Consider the following 14,260-nt stretch of genomic DNA (forward strand, 5'->3'; position numbering starts at 1 on the left):
AATAGGAGTAAACAATGGCAATTTCTTTAACAAAAGGACAAAACGTTTCATTAAGCAAAACCGATCCAAGTTTAAAAAATGTGTTGGTTGGTTTAGGCTGGGATGCTCGTTCTACTGATGGTCAGAATTTCGATTTAGATGCAAGTATTTTTATGACTAAAGAGAATGGTAAAGTCCCTTCAGATAGTTATTTTATTTTTTACAACCAAGTTCATTCACCTTGCGGTGGAGTTGAACACACGGGGGATAATCTAACGGGAGATGGTGATGGGGATGATGAAAGTATCATTGTGAAATTAGATCAAATTCAAAATGATATTAAATCTCTTTTTATCGCTGTGACTATTCACGAAGCAGAAGCTCGCCGACAAAATTTTGGACAAGTAAGTAATGCGTTTGTTCGCTTGGTTAATCACGATACAGATGAAGAAATCGTTCGTTTTGATTTATCAGAAGATTACAGTACAGAAACAGCGATGATTTTTGGTGAAATCTATCGCCATAACGGAGAATGGAAATTTCGTGCTATTGGTCAAGGTTATTCAGGTGGATTGTATGCGCTGTGTCAACAATATGGCGTAAATGTAGGATAAGGAAAGCAGAAATGGCAGTTTCATTGAGTAAAATTACTTTAGAAAAACGAGGCGATAGCCATAAAATTGATTTATCTAAATCTACGGATGAACAGATCACAATCAATCTAAATTGGTCACAACAGCAGAAAAAAGGCGGTTTCTTTTCTAGTTTATTTGGGGCTAATAAAGAAATTGATTTAGATCTAGGAATCTATTGGGAGCTAAAAGATGGTACAGCAGGAATGATTGATGGTTTACAATTTTCTAAAGGGCAAGGTGGTCCCCGTCATAAGCTAAGTCGGCAAGGCCGTTATACTGACTTTCCGTGGGTATGGCATTGTGGTGATGATCGTAGTGGTAGTAGTGAGAATGGTGAAACTATTTTGGTGAATCCAAAAGGCATTCAGGATTTACGACGCTTGGTTGTGTACTGTTTCATTTATGATGGCGTTGCTCAATGGGCTGAATCTGACGCTGTTGTTACAGTAAAAGTACCGAATCAGCCTGAAATTGTAGTTGAAATGGGTAAGCAAAGTGATCATCGTTCTTTTTGTGCTATCGCTAGCATTGATTTTATTGGCTCGCAAATGTCTGTCCGTAAAGAAATTAATTTCTTCAATGGACATGCAGATTGTAGCCAACATTATGATTGGGGATTCAAATTCTCTGCTGGCTCGAAATAGTTGTACGGTTCCCAAATTTTAAAGTAATAGATTAAATTACTGTTAATCTATTATTTTTATACAGGAAAATGGTTGCTAATAGATATCTATTAACAACCATTTTGTTTTGGTGGTACAGCTTTTTTGTATCAAGAATATCCTTAGGATTATCTGAGAATCCTTTATAAATCTTTGATCAAAATCTTAGATCGGCGCTGGTAATTATATTTTTCTCTTTTTTCTACGGGCAGATCTTCCACCTGAGCTAAATAAAATCCACGTTCTTGGAACCAATGTACTGTGCGTGTGGTGAGTACGAATAGCCGTCCAATGTGCTGTTCTTTGGCGCGTTTTTGAATGGCTTCTAATAAAATATCGCCGCGCGAAGAATTGCGGTAATCAGGGTGAACGGCAACGCAAGCCATTTCAGCCATATTTTCTTGTGGGTAAACATTTAAAGCTGCACAAGCAATGACCACGCCATCACGATCAATAATGGTGTAGTTGGAAATTTCCATTTCTAACTGCTCGCGAGAACGTTTGACCAAAATCCCTTGTTGTTCTAATGGGTAAATGAGTTCCAACAAGGCAGGAATGTCAGCCACATTTGCAAGACGAATGCTTTCTGAGCTTTCCATTGAAAGCTGCGTTCCCACGCCATCTCGGGTAAAGAGTTCTTGCAACAGCGATCCGTCTTCTTCATAACTTAACAAGTGGGAACGCTTCACGCCCGCACGACACACTTCAATAGCCGCCTGCAAGAAACGAGCTTGTGAGCTGTGATATTGATCTTGCGAAATAAAGCGGCTTAAATATTGCTCCGCATCTTGCGGTAGTAAATCGGCAATGGTTTCTTGCTGATCATTTAAAATCCCTTGCGTATCAGAAAAGGCAATGAGTTTTTCTGCCTTAAGTTTGATTGCCACCTGCGTTGCCACTTCTTCAAAAGGCAAATTAAAGGTTTCTCCCGTTACAGAGGGGGCGATGGGGCCGAGTAGCACTATCGACCCTTGATCTAATTGTTGCTGAATTTTCTCGCTATCAATACGGCGAATTTTGCCACTGAGCTGATAATCTACGCCGTCATCGACACCAATGGGTTGCGCCAAAATAAAATTGCTGCTCACCACATTGATTACCGCAGAATGGGGCAGACGCAAAGAAAGGCGCGCAGCAATATCATAATTTAATTTGCCCACCGCTTGTTTCACCACATCAAGGCTGTGGGGATCGGTAATGCGAATATTTTTATGATAAGTTGGCACGATGCCTTGCTGTTCAAGGAGCTGATTAATTTGCAATCTTGCGCCAAACACAATGGCTAATTTAATGCCAAGGCTATGGAGCAGGCTAATGTCATTGATAATATTAATAAAATTTGGGCTGGCAATGGTGTCGCCATCAAGCATAATCACAAAGGTTTTGCCTCTGTGCATATTCACATAGGGGGTGGATTGTCTAAACCACTGTACGAGTTCGGTGCTGCGCATAACTTCCTTTTCTTATAATTATTCACTTAAGGTGAATTTATATTCATTTTAAAAAATATGCAAGGAAAATTTTGCAGAGATAAAAAATGCGGTGAAATTTCACCGCACTTTGTATTTATGGAGATTAGTTTACTACGTTGAACTGCTCTTTCATTAACGCAGCGAAGTCGGTGTAACCGCCTACTGGTTTTTCATCAATGAAAATTTGTGGCACAGTTTCAACAGGTTTGCCTACTGAAGCAGATAAATCTGCTTTGCTGATGCCTTCTGCGATAATATCTACATAGCGGTAGTCAAAATCGCTTAAGGTTTCTTTTAATTTGTCAGCAAGCTCTTTTGCACGCACGCAATAAGGGCAACCAGGGCGACCAAAAATAACAACGAACATAATCATTTCCTTCTGTTAGGGCCAAGCTCATTGGCTAGATAAAAATGCAAATAGACAAAATGCTTAGCAAGATAAAAAATTGTGCAAATTGTACTGATTATGGCAAAAAGAATAAAGGAGTTTTTTAGCATTGTTGTAATTGGTGTAATATATCAAAATAACAGTTTGAGAGCCTTGTAGCCGAAGTAGGAAAAAATGAAATTATTAATGTTATGCCGCGAGCCGCGTCTTTATAGCTGCCAGCGTTTAAAAGAAGCCGCGGAAAGTTGCGGACACCAAATGGATATTCTCGACCCCAATCGTTTTGTGCTAAAACTCAGCGAAAAAGCACCGCACTTTGATTTGTATTATCAGCCAAATCGCGAAGCTGAGCCTTATTTATTGCCCGATTATGATGCCGTATTGCCGCGCTTTGGTTCGGCGAGTACACAAATAGGCTGTGCTGTATTGCAACATTTTCAGGCAAAAGGAGTGGCTTGTTTAAATGACGTTGAGCCTTTTCTTAAAGCGCGTGATAAATGGTGGAGCTTGCAGATTTTAGTTCAGCACGGTATTGCTGTTCCCCCTTCTTTACTGGCTGGCAGTGAAACGCGGGCGAAAGAAAGCCTTGAGTTGATTGGCTCGCCGACTATTTTGAAAACCTTGAGTGGATCGCAAGGTATTGGCGTGATCTTGGCAGAAAGCCAAAGTAGCGCCAGTAGCATTGTGGAAACCTTAAATCATTCTGGCGTGCCTGTGCTAATGCAGCAGTTTATTAGCGAAGCGCAAGGGGGCGATGTGCGCTGTTTTGTGGTGGGCGGAAAAGTGATTGCCACAATGGAGCGCAAAGGGCAAGCAGGCGAGTTTCGCGCCAATATTCACCGTGGAGGAACAGGCGAGCAAGTATGGCTCAGTGAGCAGGAAAAACAAATTGCACTTACCGCCACGCAAGCCTTAGGCTTAGATGTGGCTGGGGTAGATTTAATTCGCTCACATCAAGGCTTGTTGGTGTTAGAAGTCAATGCCAGCCCCGGTTTAGAGATGATTGAAAAAACCAGCGGTTTGGATATTGCGTTACAAATGATCTTGCATTTGGAGCGAAAAAGCCAAGCCAGATCAAAAAATAATGAATAAATAGCAAGTGCGGTAGAAAATTTGCGTATTTTTTGTTTTAATAAAGCCGTTTTCTCGCAAATCCTGCGGTTTCTAACGGCATTGCCCAATTCAAATAGGTGAGGTTTCCTATGATTATTTATTTACACGGTTTCGATTCCAACAGCCCCGGTAATCACGAAAAAATAATGCAGTTAAAATTTATTGATGACGATGTGCGATTCATCAATTACAGCACCTTGCACCCACGTTATGATATGCAATTTTTGCTCAATGAAGTGCATAAATTAGTGTCAGAAAGCAATGATAAAACGCCTCTTATTTGTGGTGTTGGACTTGGTGGCTATTGGGCGGAGCGCATTGGCTTTTTGTGCGGTATCAAGCAGGCAATTTTTAACCCGAATTTGTTCCCTTATGAAAATATGCAAGGCAGAATAGATCGCCCTGAAGAATATCAAGATATTGCCACCAAATGTGTTGAAAATTTCCGTTTAAAAAATAAGGGAAATTGCTTAGTTTTTCTTTCTACTCAAGATGAAGTGTTAGATGCTCAGCGCAGTGCAGAAACCCTTTCCCCTTTTTATGAGGTGATTTGGGACGAAAACGAAGGTCATAAATTCAAAAAAATTTCGCAACATTTACAACAAATTAAAGCCTTTAAAGCGGCATAAAAATAGGGTGGATTGAAATTATCCGCCCTTTTATTTGTTGTCTAAACCTCTTCCTGTGTTTGGCGATCAAGCTCAAATTGCGGTGGAAGTTGTGGTTTTAATTCATCTTCATCAATTTTTTCGACATCTGGCGTATCCAGTAAGCGTTCTGCTTTGCTGTGGGAGCTTTTTTCTTTGCCTAATAGCTGTGGCAAAATTTTACCGTAACTGCCTTTTGGTGATAAGGCACTGTTGATAAACGCACGGTTAAAATCATCGCCAAATTCCTTGTCTAGTACCGTGTCATTTAAAATAAAATAGCCTTTGTTTGGCAAGGCAATGTAACTCAATACATCTTTAGGCGAGAAATCGGGAAAGATGCTTTGGAGTTCATCTAGCCAATTATCCGTATCGCCTTCCACCTTAAGGGATTTCATTTCTTTGATTAAACTAATGGCGAAACTTTTGCCTTCCACGGGTTTATCAAAGTTGAATGAAAGCATTAAAGGGCATTGATTTTCTTGATAATTTCCCGTTTCTGAATAGAGGCTTAGGGTGTAAATTTGAAATGGCCCCCAGTTATAATCAGCATTGCCCACCATTTCCCAATCCGCCCAAAGTGCGGTGGAAAATAAGGCAGAAATTAAAAATGCGACAAGTTTTTTTTTCATTATTCTTCCTGATAAATTGCTTGTGGCGATTATAGCAAGTTTTTTATTTTCGACAGATTTAATTTGTACAAGTTGCTAAATTTCGCACAATTTGCTCAATTTGTTTTAAGCCATTTAAGCGCGTGCTGCTTAATCGTTGAGCAATGCCAAGTTCATCAAAATAAGCGGTTAAGTCAAAGGATTGCAGTTGCTCTGCGGTTTTACCGTTAATTTCTTGCAAAATCAGCCAAAGTAAGCCGTTAATAATGCGTGCTTCGCTAAAGGCATTAAACATAAAAGTGCGGTCGTTTTTTTCTTCAAATTTGAACCAAACCTTGGCTTCGCAACCTGAAATAGGCTGCATTTGAGCGAGCGTTTGTTCATCAGGGCGAGAGAGATTTTTTCCGCGTTGAATGATGAAGCGGTAGCGATCTTCCCAATTTTTGGCGTTTTTAATTTCTGTTCTCATTGCGTTAATCTAACAAGGCTAAGGCGTTATCCAACGCGTTAAAAAAGTGTTCAATATCTTGCTCATTATTGTAAGGGGCAAGGGAAAGGCGTAATGTACCACGTTGTCCGAGCCTTGCCAAATAAGGTTGAGCGCAATGTTCGCCAGCGCGCAGGGCAATATTTTGTTCGCTCAACAGGGTAGCAAGATCAGAAAGATCGATATGCTTAAATAAAAAGCTAATAATTGGGCTGCGATCGCCATAAGCAAAAAGCTGGCAGGCAGGGTATTGTTGCAAGCGTGCGATGATTTGTTCGCTTAATTGCGCGACATACTGATGTGCGGCATTGTTGTCCCATTTTTCCAACCATTCTAGCACCGCATTAAAACCGATTACGCCAGCAATATTCGGCGTGCCGGCTTCAAGTTTATAAGGTAATTCGGCAAATTCTGTTTGCTGTGCGCTGACTTTCTGTACCATTTTGCCACCAAATAATAAGGGCTGAAGTTGATTAAGTGCGGTCAATTTTCCAGCCAAAACACCAAGCCCTGTGGGGCCATAGATTTTGTGTGCGGAAAAGGTGAGAAAATCTACATCAAGTTGTTGTAAATCAAGGGAAAGATGATTAATGGCTTGTGCCGCATCGGCTAAGATGAATGCGTTACTTTGGTGGCGAATAATCGGGATTAAATCAGCCAACGGCTGCACCACACCCGTTACATTGGACATCATCGTCAAGGCAACAATTTTGCAGTTTTTTTGCACCGCACTTTTTAATGCACGATCATCAATAACGCCGTTAGTCTGCAATGGCAGAACGATCAATTTCGCCCCAGTTTTTTGGCTTAGCTGCTGCCAGCTGACAAAATTGGCGTGGTGTTCCGCTTCACTGATGATGATTTCATCTTGTGGCGTAAGCTGTGGCAGCAGGCCGTTCGCCACTAAATTAATGGCGTGCGTGGTGCCTGATGTCCAAATAATACTTTGTTCGCTTTGTGCGTTGAGCAGTTTTTTCACTCTTGCGCGCGCTTGTTCATAGCGTGTGGTTTGTTGTTCGTCATATTGGCTGCGATGTACCGATCCTGCGGATTGATAGAACGCAACGGTGGCATCAATCAAGGCTTGCGGTTTTAAGCTAGTAGCGGCGCTGTCTAAATAAACGGCTGCGTTAGGTTGTTGAAAATAAGGGAAGTTTTTCCGAAATTCTGTGGAGTTAAAAGCCATAGAATGATCCTTTTTCTTTTTGTTGGCGTTTTTGTTTACGCTGTTCGCTTTGCATTTTTCGCCATTGTTCAGGGTAAATCAGTTGTGGATCTTGCCATAAACCGACACGTTGTGCGCGTGCCTGTTGCTGTGCGTGAAAATAGCTTTGATCGTGCGCATAACGCTCATACACCCATGCCATTCCTAGTTTTACCATTGCAAGATTGACATTCTGCCCTTGTTGGTTATACACCGTGGCAAGCGTGCGTTGATAGCGATCATAGCCCACAATTTGCAGCTGAACCGCTTGCTTATGAATCAGGTTGGCTAAGGTTTGACGCGATTTATTACCAAAAGGCTGTTTCTTTTCTGGCGCATCAATGCTGTCTAAACGAACTTTGATTTGTTTGTTATTTTCAAGCAAACAGCTAAAGGTATCGCCATCAGAAATTGCCACAACGCGGCAAGGAATGATACGCACTGCTTCTGCTGTTTGAGGAAGCCAAAATATTGTTGTAATTGTTGTAATAAAGAACACGAAACGCTTTCGTAACATTCTGATCACATTGATTCTAAAAAAGTTTGAAATTTTTCTTATTGTAACGAAAAGCCATAACAAAACGAATAAAATAAGAGTAGAATTGTTGCGGTTTTAGTAAATTAACAAATTTATAGCGGTATGACACAGAAGATTTTTCAGTTATTACGTTCTTTTGCCATTCTTTTTTTAATGCTTTTTCTCGGTGAGCAAATCGCTCGTTTTATTCCTATTGGCATACCTGGTAGCATTTGGGGATTGCTTTTATTATTCACCTGCTTAATGTTACAAGTGATTAAAGTGCATTGGATTTTTGCAGGTGCAAGCCTATTAATGCGTTATATGGCGGTGCTGTTTGTGCCAGTAAGCGTGGGGATTATTCAATATTCTGACCTTTTGCTCAACCAAGCCAAAGTGCTGTTAATCCCTAATGTGGTGGCGACAATTTTGACATTGGTGCTCAGTGGCATTTTGGCGGATTATCTTTTTTCCCAACAGTCTTTTGCTGGATTACGCAAAAAAGTCTTGAAAAAACGGGCTAAGGAGAGCAAATGATTTACGCTTATACTTTGCTTACCCTCGCGGTTTTTATGGTTGCCTTGCAGATTAGTAAGCGGTTGAAATCAATCATTTTTAATAGCTTTATCCTTACCGTAGCAATGTTGATTGCCATTGTCGTGATGTTTAATGTGCCTTATCCCGATTATATGGCAGGGAATGCACCGTTAAATCATTTATTGGGGGTGAGTGTGGTTGCCCTCGCATTGCCGTTATACGAACAGTTTCGCCAAATTAAAGAATATTGGAAAACGATTTTATTTATCACCGCACTTTCTTCTTTATTCTCAATGGTAGTGGGGGCAGTACTCGCCTTATTGCTTGGGGCAGAACCTGAACTGGTTGCAACGATTTTACCAAAATCCGTTACCACGCCAATTGCGATGGAAATTGCTCAAAACATTGGTGGTATTCCCTCCGTTGCGGCAGCGGCGGTATTGATTGCTGGGTTGCAAGGGTCAATGTTTGGTTATTTAATTCTGAAAGCCATAAAAATAAAATATGCCGAATCCATTGGGCTTTCGGTGGGGGCTGTTTCGCACGTTTTAGGTACGGTAAGTTGTATGGAAGTTGATCCTAAAGCGGGGAATTATAGCTCAATCGCCTTGGTGCTTTGTGGTATCTTAAGTTCCATTTTTGCCCCTTTTGTATTCAAATTAATTTATTTTTGGGTGGTGTAGAATGAAAAATACAGTGAATAGCCTTTGGCACGAACGTTATATCCCTGATAATCCACGAGAAAAAGATCACCGCCCTCCATTTCGCCGTGATCGTGGGCGTATTTTGCACAGTGCGGCATTTCGCTGCCTGCAAGCTAAAACGCAAATTCACGCCGTGGGTGAAAATGATTTTTACCGCACGCGCTTAACCCATTCTTTGGAAGTGGCACAAATTGGTAGCAGCTTGGTGGCACAACTCAAATTCATCGAAGCATTTGCCCATTTAGCCGAACAATTAAAGACGGATAAAAGCCTTTTACAAAAACAGCTAAAACCCTTATTGCCCTCCAATGATCTGATTGAAAGCCTGTGCTTTGCCCACGATATTGGACACCCGCCTTTTGGGCACGGTGGGGAAGTGGCATTAAATTATATGATGCGCGATCACGGAGGCTTTGAAGGCAATGCACAAACTTTTCGCTTATTGACCAAGTTAGAGCCTTATACCGCCAATGCCGGAATGAATTTAACCCGCCGCACTTTGCTTGGCGTGGTGAAATATCCTGCCATTTTAGATTGTTCTTCACCACAATATGGCGAAATTTTACCACAAGGGAGTGAAAATCCCTTGTATGCCAAAATTGCAGATTGGAAACCGGGAAAAGGCATCTTTCGTGATGATTTGGAAATGTTTCACTGGCTATTGTTGCCATTAAGCGAAAAAGATCGTCAGCTTTTTCAGCAATTTAGCGAAGCCAGAGTTACGCCACAGCAAACGTTAAAAACTCGTTATAAATCTTTAGATTGCAGCATTATGGAGCTGGCGGACGATATTGCTTATGGCGTTCACGATTTAGAAGATGCTATTGTAGTTGGCGTGATTCATTTATATCAATGGCAAGAGGCGTTGCAGCAGCTTAAAAATAGCTCTTCTCAATGGATCAAGCTGAATATTGACAGTCTGAGCAAAAAATTGTTTTCAGCACATCATTATGAACGTAAAAATGCTATTGGTGCATTGGTAAATTATTTTATTACCAATGTGCGGTGGAAAATTAATCCTGAATTTGATGATCCTTTGCTACGCTATAATGCTGAATTGCCAGAAGATGTGATTAGCGTGCTAAACGTGTTTACTGATTTTGTGTGGCAATATGTCATTCGTGATGTTAATACGCAACGCATTGAGTATAAAGGACAACGAATGCTGACAGAAATGTTTCAAATTTTTGAGAGCGATCCTGAACGCCTGTTACCGCGTAACACAGCGGCGCGTTGGAAAAATGCAGAGCCGAATCAGAAAAAACGGATTATCTGTGACTACATTGCGGGAATGTCAGATGCTTACGCAATGAAAGTATATCAACAGCTTTGATCCAAGAATGGGGGCTAAATACAGCCTCCACAGCTTCCGCAACGCCAATCGTCTTTATTTACGGCTTGGTAAAACCAACGCATATAATTTTCTTCTAATGGAATATCGGCAGCAATAAATACATCACTTAGCCACTCAATGTTAGCGAGAATCCAATCATCTTCATCAAGCCCTTCTAAATAAAGTTCATCGGTAGGATCGATGAAATTATAAATTCCCTTTGTTCCCATATCGTGTTCACGTTTGTGTTCTGGAATATCAAGCAGATTGCCTTGATAAAAAATTTCCCAATGCCCTAAACACAGCGTGTTGCCTTGTGTACTCCAGCGAGCGGTGAATGGATTTTCCATAATGCGTATGAGTTGTTATTAATCATTGGTTAAATTATCGATCTAATTAAAATGAAGTCGAATACCCAATTCACCTTATTTTTTATAAGGGCATTATTTTAAAGTGCGGTGTAATTTTGAACGATTTTTAATTTTTAAAGTCTGAAGTTTTCCCTATAAAATTTTATAGAATAGTGTAAAATTAGTTGTTATTTCTATTTTAAGCGGTATTTTACCGTCATTTACGGTGGAAAATTTTATGGAAAAAAAATTACCTAAAGCCCTTGATGCCATTGATATAAAAATTCTGAATGAATTACAGCGTAATGGCAAAATTTCTAATATTGACCTTTCAAAGAAAGTCGGGTTATCGCCAACCCCTTGTTTGGAGCGTGTAAAACGCTTGGAAAAACAAGGAGTGATTATGGGTTACCGTGCCTTGCTTAACCCTGAATTGTTGGATTCGCCATTGCTCGTGATCGTAGAAATCACTCTTGTGCGCGGAAAACCTGATGTATTTGAAGAATTTAACGAAGCAGTGCAACAGCTTGATGAAATTCAAGAATGTCATTTGGTGTCGGGGGATTTTGACTATTTACTCAAAACCCGTGTGGCGGATATGGCGGCATACCGCAAATTGCTTGGCACAACCTTGCTACGTTTGCCTGGCGTGAACGATACTCGTACCTATGTGGTAATGGAAGAAGTGAAACAGACCAATTTTTTACAATTAAAATAAGATGATTAAACGAATTACAGCAAAACTAACACCAAAACAATATATGGCGGAATTGTGTTTAGGCACAATTTCCCTGTTTGGTTTGTATTTGATTATTGCTTGGTCAAGTTACAGCCCTTTTGATAACACTTGGGCGGTTTCGTCCTCGCAGCCTGAAACCATCAATAAAGCGGGAGCGTTGGGCGCTTGGCTTATAGGCTTATTTTTTACTTTCTTTGGACATATCGGCAATTTAATTCCTTTTATTTTATGTTTTGTGCCGATTTATTTATTCAAAACCAAAAAATTCACCCAGATCACTTGGATTAAAGCGGCTATTCGCACGCTAGGGGGGATCTTATTATTTAGCGGTTTAACCGCATTAGCTACTTTATTGCTTTCTAATACTAGCTCTTATCTTGCTGGTGGGGTGTTAGGTGGAAGCTTAGTGGTTTCCCTTTATCCTGTTTTAGGCAAAGCAGGAGTGATTTTGTGCGCATTATTGTCAGCTATTGCAGGCTTTATTTTGTGTTCAGGTAAGGCTTTAGTGCAGCTTTTTGTGAGATTTTATTACTGGCTCACAATGAATGAGGACAAAACTCTAGCAATGGCAATGCCCGCCGAGCCACGAGCAGACAGCGAGCCTGAGCCTTTAGAGGAAATTATTATCCAAAAGCCTGCGCCAATTTCGTCATTACAAAATGAAAATGCAGCGCAAAACGAAGCAAGCGAAGAGCAAAATAAAGATAACCAAACCTTTATTCAAATTAGTGGCTTACAAGAATTTGTTCAGTCAGAAACTCCACTTACACATAATGAAAGCCAAGCAGTTTCAAATAGCCAAGATCTTTTTGATCCACGCCAAATGGAATCCCTTTCCAATTATGGTGTAGGGCAAGAAGAACCATTGCCGAACGTGCGTATTCCTCAAACCAGCACGGTAACGAGCTCAGCCACGCAAATTGGCGTAACTACGGAACAGACAATGGTTAAGCCTGTTCAAGCCGTTGTTGAACAGAAGGATTTAACGGCACAGGCAGATTTACCCAATGAGGCAGACTTACCAAGTGCGGTGGATTTTTCTACAGAATTTTCTGCAATAGAACAAGCACCTGAATTAAAGGTATCCATTCCTGATTATTCGTTAGACAATTATTCTGAAACAGAAAATTTGCCAGAGCAAGATAATGAAATGGACGAATTGGTTCGTCAGTTCGCAGCGCAAGAAGCACAACGCTTGGCTGAAATGCAGCAGCGCGCAAAAGAAATCAATGCGGAAGATGCTTTAGCGGATATTCTGGCTGGGCAAAATCCAACGCAATCAACGGTAAATCAGCCAACTGAACCTCAGCCTGCGGTAAGCCAGCCAACTTACAAACCCTATGGCGATTCCTTAATTCACCCAGCCTTGCAAAAGCAGGTGAAAAAAGCGGAAAAACCTACCACACCATTGCCAAGTTTAGATTTATTGGATAAACGTGAAGTGGAAGAACAAAATATCACGCGCGAAGAAATCTTAGAAACCTCGCAACGTATTGAGCAACAATTACGTAATTTCAATGTAAAAGCGAGTGTAAAAGATGTGTTGGTAGGGCCTGTGGTAACGCGTTATGAATTGGAATTGCAACCTGGGGTGAAAGCGTCCAAAGTTACCAATATTGATACAGATTTAGCGCGCGCCTTGATGTTCCGCTCCATTCGTGTGGCAGAAGTGATCCCCGGCAAGCCTTATATTGGCATTGAAACGCCAAATTTACAGCGCCAAATGGTGCCGCTGCGTGATGTGCTAGACAGCCGAGAATTTCGTGAGTCAAAATCCTTGCTTTCAATGGCGCTAGGAAAAGACATTAGCGGCAATCCTGTGATCGTAGATCTAGCCAAAATGCCTCATTTGTTGGTGGCAGGCTCAACAGGTTCGGGGAAATCCGTTGGGGTGAATACGATGATTTTAAGTTTACTTTTCAGAGTGAAGCCTGAAGAAGTGAAATTTATTATGATCGACCCGAAAGTGGTGGAGCTTTCCATTTATAACGATATTCCGCACTTGCTCACCGAAGTGGTTACGGATATGAAAAAAGCTGCCAATGCACTGCGTTGGTGCGTGGACGAAATGGAGCGCCGCTACCAATTATTATCCGCCTTGCGTGTGCGTAATATTGAAGGCTATAACGAAAAAATTGATGAATATAACGCAATGGGAATGCCAATTCCAAACCCAATTTGGCGACCGGGCGACACAATGGACGCAATGCCACCTGCGCTGGAAAAACTCAGCTATATTGTGGTGATTGTCGATGAGTTTGCCGATTTGATGATGGTAGCAGGTAAGCAAATTGAAGAACTCATTGCGCGCCTTGCACAAAAAGCCCGTGCCATCGGTATTCACTTGATTTTGGCAACCCAGCGCCCTTCTGTGGACGTGATTACTGGCTTGATCAAGGCTAATATTCCAAGCCGTATTGCCTTTACCGTGGCGAGTAAAATTGACTCGCGCACCATTCTCGATCAAGGTGGTGCAGAAACCTTGTTAGGCCGTGGGGATATGCTTTATTCAGGGCAAGGCTCTTCCGATTTAATCCGTGTTCACGGCGCATTTATGAGTGATGACGAAGTGGCTCGTGTGGCTGATGACTGGCGTGCAAGAGGCAAACCAGATTATATTGATGGCATTTTAGACAGTGCCGATGATGAAGAGGGTGAAGTAGCACGAAGTGGTGATGACGGCGATCTTGATGATCTTTTTGATGAAGTGATGAATTTCGTGATCGAAACAGGCACAACGTCAGCCTCATCAATCCAACGCCGTTTCCGTGTCGGCTTTAACCGTGCCGCACGCATTATGGATCAGCTGGAAGAACAAGGCATTGTTTCACCGCTACAAAATGGTAAGCGTGAAATTTTAGCCCGCAGTTCGGATTATTAGT

The 14,260-nt window shown here is 41.3% G+C and carries 16 protein-coding genes; 9 read left to right on the forward strand and 7 right to left on the reverse strand.

What is annotated here, in order from left to right:
• The first annotated feature begins 14 nt into the window (after positions 1-14).
• Together ACLS0A_RS01625 and ACLS0A_RS01630 are read left to right on the forward strand one after the other, a co-directional pair.
• The gene (locus tag ACLS0A_RS01625; RefSeq protein ID WP_039146853.1) at positions 15-593 is read left to right on the forward strand and encodes a TerD family protein; all 579 of its coding nucleotides are present in this window, start codon (positions 15-17) and stop codon (positions 591-593) included.
• An 11-nt stretch (positions 594-604) separates the two neighbouring features.
• The gene (locus ACLS0A_RS01630) at positions 605-1,258 is read left to right on the forward strand and encodes a stress protein (protein ID WP_416082147.1); all 654 of its coding nucleotides are present in this window, start codon (positions 605-607) and stop codon (positions 1,256-1,258) included.
• Between the two features lie 161 nt (positions 1,259-1,419).
• On the opposite strand, the gene argA is transcribed toward ACLS0A_RS01630, so the two are convergent.
• The gene (argA, locus tag ACLS0A_RS01635) at positions 1,420-2,727 is read right to left on the reverse strand and encodes an amino-acid N-acetyltransferase (protein ID WP_416082148.1); all 1,308 of its coding nucleotides are present in this window, start codon (positions 2,725-2,727) and stop codon (positions 1,420-1,422) included.
• 124 nt (positions 2,728-2,851) lie between these two features.
• Positions 2,852-3,115, reverse strand: coding sequence for a GrxA family glutaredoxin (locus ACLS0A_RS01640; protein ID WP_103852784.1), 264 nt, complete (start codon positions 3,113-3,115; stop codon positions 2,852-2,854).
• A gap of 195 nt (positions 3,116-3,310) precedes the next feature.
• On the opposite strand from ACLS0A_RS01640, the gene ACLS0A_RS01645 reads away from it, so the two are divergent.
• The gene (locus tag ACLS0A_RS01645) at positions 3,311-4,228 is read left to right on the forward strand and encodes an ATP-grasp domain-containing protein (RefSeq protein ID WP_416082149.1); all 918 of its coding nucleotides are present in this window, start codon (positions 3,311-3,313) and stop codon (positions 4,226-4,228) included.
• Between the two features lie 110 nt (positions 4,229-4,338).
• Positions 4,339-4,878 carry an alpha/beta hydrolase YcfP gene (gene ycfP, locus ACLS0A_RS01650; RefSeq protein WP_416080912.1) on the forward strand — a complete coding sequence of 180 codons (540 nt, stop codon included), beginning with the start codon at positions 4,339-4,341 and terminating at the stop codon, positions 4,876-4,878.
• A 41-nt stretch (positions 4,879-4,919) separates the two neighbouring features.
• On the opposite strand, the gene ACLS0A_RS01655 is transcribed toward ycfP, so the two are convergent.
• The 4 genes from ACLS0A_RS01655 to ACLS0A_RS01670 are packed head-to-tail and all read right to left on the reverse strand — an operon-like array spanning position 4,920 to position 7,715.
• Positions 4,920-5,528, reverse strand: coding sequence for a hypothetical protein (locus tag ACLS0A_RS01655; protein ID WP_416082150.1), 609 nt, complete (start codon positions 5,526-5,528; stop codon positions 4,920-4,922).
• Positions 5,529-5,586: 58 nt separating this feature from the next.
• Positions 5,587-5,976, reverse strand: a complete 390-nt coding sequence (locus tag ACLS0A_RS01660) for a SufE family protein (RefSeq protein WP_416082151.1) — start codon at positions 5,974-5,976, stop codon at positions 5,587-5,589.
• A gap of 4 nt (positions 5,977-5,980) precedes the next feature.
• Positions 5,981-7,180 carry an aminotransferase class V-fold PLP-dependent enzyme gene (locus tag ACLS0A_RS01665; RefSeq protein WP_416082152.1) on the reverse strand — a complete coding sequence of 400 codons (1,200 nt, stop codon included), beginning with the start codon at positions 7,178-7,180 and terminating at the stop codon, positions 5,981-5,983.
• The gene (locus ACLS0A_RS01670; RefSeq protein ID WP_416082153.1) at positions 7,170-7,715 is read right to left on the reverse strand and encodes a thermonuclease family protein; all 546 of its coding nucleotides are present in this window, start codon (positions 7,713-7,715) and stop codon (positions 7,170-7,172) included. The genes ACLS0A_RS01665 and ACLS0A_RS01670 overlap by 11 nt, the downstream gene beginning before the upstream one ends.
• Positions 7,716-7,838: 123 nt before the next feature.
• Between ACLS0A_RS01670 and ACLS0A_RS01675 the strand changes: the two genes are divergently transcribed.
• Genes ACLS0A_RS01675 through ACLS0A_RS01685 form a run of 3 tightly spaced genes read left to right on the forward strand, consistent with a single transcriptional unit; the run spans position 7,839 to position 10,289 of the window.
• Positions 7,839-8,252, forward strand: a complete 414-nt coding sequence (locus ACLS0A_RS01675) for a CidA/LrgA family protein (RefSeq protein WP_103852791.1) — start codon at positions 7,839-7,841, stop codon at positions 8,250-8,252.
• Positions 8,249-8,935 (forward strand): CidB/LrgB family autolysis modulator, encoded by a 687-nt coding sequence (locus ACLS0A_RS01680; RefSeq protein ID WP_103852792.1) that lies wholly within the window; start codon positions 8,249-8,251, stop codon positions 8,933-8,935. The genes ACLS0A_RS01675 and ACLS0A_RS01680 overlap by 4 nt, the downstream gene beginning before the upstream one ends.
• A 1-nt stretch (position 8,936) precedes the next feature.
• The gene (locus ACLS0A_RS01685; RefSeq protein ID WP_416082154.1) at positions 8,937-10,289 is read left to right on the forward strand and encodes an anti-phage deoxyguanosine triphosphatase; all 1,353 of its coding nucleotides are present in this window, start codon (positions 8,937-8,939) and stop codon (positions 10,287-10,289) included.
• A 14-nt stretch (positions 10,290-10,303) separates the two neighbouring features.
• Here ACLS0A_RS01685 and ACLS0A_RS01690 read toward each other — a convergent pair whose 3' ends face one another.
• On the reverse strand, positions 10,304-10,639 hold the full coding sequence (locus tag ACLS0A_RS01690; protein WP_416082155.1) for a hypothetical protein: 336 nt from the start codon (positions 10,637-10,639) through the stop codon (positions 10,304-10,306).
• A 238-nt stretch (positions 10,640-10,877) separates the two neighbouring features.
• Between ACLS0A_RS01690 and lrp the strand changes: the two genes are divergently transcribed.
• Both lrp and ACLS0A_RS01700 read left to right on the forward strand, forming a co-directional pair.
• Complete coding sequence (gene lrp, locus ACLS0A_RS01695) at positions 10,878-11,357, forward strand: leucine-responsive transcriptional regulator Lrp (protein ID WP_103852795.1); 480 nt, start codon at positions 10,878-10,880, stop codon at positions 11,355-11,357.
• 1 nt (position 11,358) lies between these two features.
• The gene (locus ACLS0A_RS01700; protein ID WP_416082156.1) at positions 11,359-14,259 is read left to right on the forward strand and encodes a DNA translocase FtsK; all 2,901 of its coding nucleotides are present in this window, start codon (positions 11,359-11,361) and stop codon (positions 14,257-14,259) included.
• Position 14,260: the final 1 nt, after the last annotated feature.

Origin of the sequence: Avibacterium volantium (assembly GCF_049366555.1) — a bacterium.
GTDB classification, from domain to species: Bacteria; Pseudomonadota; Gammaproteobacteria; order Enterobacterales; family Pasteurellaceae; genus Avibacterium; species Avibacterium volantium_A.

What these genes read in the sequence shown, in the direction of transcription:
- ACLS0A_RS01625 (WP_039146853.1), top strand. Translation starts at nt 15, where the DNA reads ATGGCAATTTCTTTAACAAAAGGACAAAACGTTTCATTAAGCAAAACC.
- ACLS0A_RS01630 (WP_416082147.1), top strand. Translation starts at nt 605, where the DNA reads ATGGCAGTTTCATTGAGTAAAATTACTTTAGAAAAACGAGGCGATAGC.
- argA (WP_416082148.1), bottom strand. Translation starts at nt 2,727, where the DNA reads ATGCGCAGCACCGAACTCGTACAGTGGTTTAGACAATCCACCCCCTAT.
- ACLS0A_RS01640 (WP_103852784.1), bottom strand. Translation starts at nt 3,115, where the DNA reads ATGTTCGTTGTTATTTTTGGTCGCCCTGGTTGCCCTTATTGCGTGCGT.
- ACLS0A_RS01645 (WP_416082149.1), top strand. Translation starts at nt 3,311, where the DNA reads ATGAAATTATTAATGTTATGCCGCGAGCCGCGTCTTTATAGCTGCCAG.
- ycfP (WP_416080912.1), top strand. Translation starts at nt 4,339, where the DNA reads ATGATTATTTATTTACACGGTTTCGATTCCAACAGCCCCGGTAATCAC.
- ACLS0A_RS01655 (WP_416082150.1), bottom strand. Translation starts at nt 5,528, where the DNA reads ATGAAAAAAAAACTTGTCGCATTTTTAATTTCTGCCTTATTTTCCACC.
- ACLS0A_RS01660 (WP_416082151.1), bottom strand. Translation starts at nt 5,976, where the DNA reads ATGAGAACAGAAATTAAAAACGCCAAAAATTGGGAAGATCGCTACCGC.
- ACLS0A_RS01665 (WP_416082152.1), bottom strand. Translation starts at nt 7,180, where the DNA reads ATGGCTTTTAACTCCACAGAATTTCGGAAAAACTTCCCTTATTTTCAA.
- ACLS0A_RS01670 (WP_416082153.1), bottom strand. Translation starts at nt 7,715, where the DNA reads ATGTTACGAAAGCGTTTCGTGTTCTTTATTACAACAATTACAACAATA.
- ACLS0A_RS01675 (WP_103852791.1), top strand. Translation starts at nt 7,839, where the DNA reads ATGACACAGAAGATTTTTCAGTTATTACGTTCTTTTGCCATTCTTTTT.
- ACLS0A_RS01680 (WP_103852792.1), top strand. Translation starts at nt 8,249, where the DNA reads ATGATTTACGCTTATACTTTGCTTACCCTCGCGGTTTTTATGGTTGCC.
- ACLS0A_RS01685 (WP_416082154.1), top strand. Translation starts at nt 8,937, where the DNA reads ATGAAAAATACAGTGAATAGCCTTTGGCACGAACGTTATATCCCTGAT.
- ACLS0A_RS01690 (WP_416082155.1), bottom strand. Translation starts at nt 10,639, where the DNA reads ATGGAAAATCCATTCACCGCTCGCTGGAGTACACAAGGCAACACGCTG.
- lrp (WP_103852795.1), top strand. Translation starts at nt 10,878, where the DNA reads ATGGAAAAAAAATTACCTAAAGCCCTTGATGCCATTGATATAAAAATT.
- ACLS0A_RS01700 (WP_416082156.1), top strand. Translation starts at nt 11,359, where the DNA reads ATGATTAAACGAATTACAGCAAAACTAACACCAAAACAATATATGGCG.